Origin of the sequence: Campylobacter magnus, from assembly GCF_028649595.1 — a bacterium.
GTDB classification, from domain to species: Bacteria; Campylobacterota; Campylobacteria; order Campylobacterales; family Campylobacteraceae; genus Campylobacter; species Campylobacter magnus.
Genome location: NZ_JAQSLK010000013.1, coordinates 1 through 3030 on the forward strand (window position 1 = coordinate 1; position 3030 = coordinate 3030).

At 43.3% G+C, this 3030-nt stretch carries 3 protein-coding genes; 2 read left to right on the forward strand and 1 reads right to left on the reverse strand.

Going from position 1 to position 3030, the window contains the following annotated elements; all coding sequences use genetic code 11:
* Positions 1–120: 120 nt before the first annotated feature.
* The gene (locus tag PTQ34_RS08770; protein WP_273933218.1) at positions 121–612 is read right to left on the reverse strand and encodes a cysteine permease; all 492 of its coding nucleotides are present in this window, start codon (positions 610–612) and stop codon (positions 121–123) included.
* An 80-nt stretch (positions 613–692) separates the two neighbouring features.
* Here PTQ34_RS08770 and PTQ34_RS08775 point away from each other — a divergent pair, with 80 nt between their 5' ends.
* Together PTQ34_RS08775 and dapF are read left to right on the forward strand one after the other, a co-directional pair.
* Positions 693–1775 carry an MBL fold metallo-hydrolase gene (locus tag PTQ34_RS08775; RefSeq protein ID WP_273933219.1) on the forward strand — a complete coding sequence of 361 codons (1083 nt, stop codon included), beginning with the start codon at positions 693–695 and terminating at the stop codon, positions 1773–1775.
* Between the two features lie 47 nt (positions 1776–1822).
* The gene (gene dapF / locus PTQ34_RS08780; protein ID WP_273933220.1) at positions 1823–2671 is read left to right on the forward strand and encodes a diaminopimelate epimerase; all 849 of its coding nucleotides are present in this window, start codon (positions 1823–1825) and stop codon (positions 2669–2671) included.
* Positions 2672–3030: the final 359 nt, after the last annotated feature.

Consider the following 3030-nt stretch of genomic DNA (forward strand, 5'->3'; position numbering starts at 1 on the left):
ATTTCTAAGTAAAATCTAGAATTCCTAAGTAAAATTCTAGAATTCCTAAGTAAAAAATACCCCCCAACCCCCAAAAACTAGTAGATGCGAAGCAAAAAAACTAGGGAATTCCAAAATTCCTTAATAATATCCCAAACACAAAGTTGGTGTGAGTTTTATGCGTCTCTCAAAGGGCGTTGGCGAAAAAAATCTACACTTTTCAATGTAAATTTTAGCATCTTTTGGCAAGCCTAATCGCTCGTAAAATGCGTTTAAATCTACGAATTTAAAAATGCCGATTTTGCGGATTACTAAAATCTCGCCGAGTTTTGAGCCGTTTGATGCCACTAAATGCGAGTTTGCAAGCCCACCGCAAAAGGCGCAAAAGGCATTTGCCAAAACAAGCCCTTTAAGGCTAGAGCATTGCGCTTCAAAATGAGCGTATTTAGCTGGCAAAGTCCCGCGGCGCAAAAAAACCGTCCTTGAGCCACTAAACTGCGCGCAGATCGTGTTTTTCCAAAACTTATGCGCATTTTGGCTAATCTTAGCTAGCGTGCAAAGCTCGCAATTTAGCACATAATCATCTAGCGTTTGATCCAAAGACAGCGTGATTTGCTTCAAAAAACTCTCCAAAATTTTGCTTAAATTATAGCTAAAAATTTACTAAGCCTAGTAAAATTTTGGCTATAATTTTGCCTAAAAAAAGAGAAAAAATGCTTAAAACACTGATAAAAAAAGCTTTTGTATATCTTATAATATTATTTATTCTTGCGCTTGTTTTTGCTGGATTTTTTATCTGGCGAGAGCTTGGCAAAGGCCCTAGCAAGGCTGCTTTGGCAAGTTTTTCTCGCTATGAATACTTTAAAAATGGCACCTTTACTAACTCTGAAAACGCAGAAGAAAAAGCTGGCTTTAAAGACCTTTATAGCATGTTTTTATACTATTTTTCTACTGATAGTGCGCCTAGTTCGCCGCTGCCTTTTAATCACTTGTTAAAAAGCGATTTTGACATTACTCCAGCGGACTTTGGGCTATACTGGCTGGGGCATGGTAGTATTTTGGCTGAGATTGATGGTGCTAGGGTGCTTGTTGATCCAGTTTTTGGCTCTGCTTCGCCCCTGCCTTTTGTGCTGCGCCGCCTAGTGCCTGCGCCCCTAACGGCTAAAAACCTGCCAAAAATAGATATTTTGCTAATCACACATGATCACTACGACCACCTTGAAAGAAGCACTATAGAGACTGCCTTTGTGCGCCACTATATCGTGCCTTTGGGGCTAAAGGACACGCTCATTGGCTGGGGTGTGGATGAAAATAAAATCACCGAGCTTGGCTGGTGGGAGAGTAGCGAAATCATGGGACTAAAAATAACTGCCACGCCAGCACTTCACAGCAGCGGCAGAAGCTGGTTTTCAAAAAATCAAAGCCTGTGGAACAGCTACGCTCTAACTAGCAAGAGCAAAAAAATATTTTTTGGTGGGGATGGGGCGTATGGGGCGTATTTTGCTAGTATTGGCAGAGAATTTCAGGGCTTTGATATCGCTTGCCTTAGCATCTCTGGCTCACCTGGCTCACTTAGCCTAGAGCCCAGCTCCGCGCTAAAGGCGGCAAATGATCTAGGCGCAAAAGCCCTGCTGCCCGTGCACTGGGGGACTTTTAATGCGGATTTAAAGCCCTGGAGCGCAGATATAGAAGAGCTCTACTCTATAAAAGGCGAGCAAAATGTGCTAACGCCGCTGCTAGGACAGAGATTTGATGAAAAAAGTCCCACAAAGCCTTGGTGGCGTGTGGTTCGCTAAGGAATTCTAGATTTTATAAGGAATTCTAGATATTATAAAGGGAGAAAATGAAGTTTTTTAAGTTTAACGCAAGTGGTAATGATTTTGTATTTTTTCTAGCCAGCAAGGCTGAGAGTGAGAGCAAAGACGCCAGCAAGTATGATTTTAGCGAGCTTGCTAAAAGACTATGTGATCGCCACGAGGGCATAGGCGCTGATGGGCTGGTGGCGATTTTTAAAGGCAGTAGCGATAATCACATCATTTGGCGCTTTTATAACCTTGATGGCAGCGAGGCTAGCATGTGCGGAAATGCTTCTCGTGCAGCGGCGCTTTTTGCCTGCGAACAGGGGCTAGTGGATGCTAGCAAGACTATATTTTTACACACTCTAGCAGGTGTGATAGAAGCAAATGTGAGCGAGCAGATAAGCCACCCTGCCTTGGCTGCGCTTGGGCAAAACATCGCTAATGTGCCAAAACTAGGCTGCACAGCTAGTGTGAGCGTGCGTCTAAGTGCGCCAAAGAAACTTAGCGAGCCATTTTGCGAGGATGGGCTCAGCTGGTATTTTTATGATACTGGGGTGCCGCATCTAGTGGCGTTTGTGGAGGATATAGAGGCTGCGCCATTTGAGCTTGCGCCAAGACTGCGGGCTAAGTATAACGCAAATGTGAATTTTGTCTGTGAGCTGGGCGGAGAGCTTTTTGTAAGGACTTTTGAGCGTGGCGTGGAGGCTGAGACGCTAGCGTGTGGGACTGGGATGTGCGCGGCTGCGCTTGCGTATAGGGCGAGCGAGCCTATCAAATCAGGCGTGAAAAGCGTGATTCGCCCACGCTCAGGTGAGATTATCAAGGTCTTTTTGCATGGGGATGCGATCTACTTTGAGGGGCTAGTAAATAGCGTATTTAGCACTGAGATTTAGGGGGTTATGGGGGAATTTTAAGATTTTGGGAATTCTAAAATTCTGGGAATTTTGGGTTTTGGGGTTTTAGCTTTTGGCTTGGTTTTTGAGTTTTAGGTTCTAGGTTTTGGCTTGGCTTTTGGGTTTTGTTACAGCAGCGAGAGTTTTTGCTTTTTATGAAATTTTTGTAGTTTTTTTGTAGGTTTTTTGTAGTTTTTTACTTCAAGCTTAAAGTTTAATGAAATTAAGCATATTTTAAGTCGCGGGGAAGTTTGGGAATTCTAGTTTGGGAATTCTAGTTTGGGAATTCTAGTTTGGGAATTCTAGTTTGGGAATTCTAGTTTGGGAATTCTAGTTTGGGAATTCTAGTTTGGGAATTC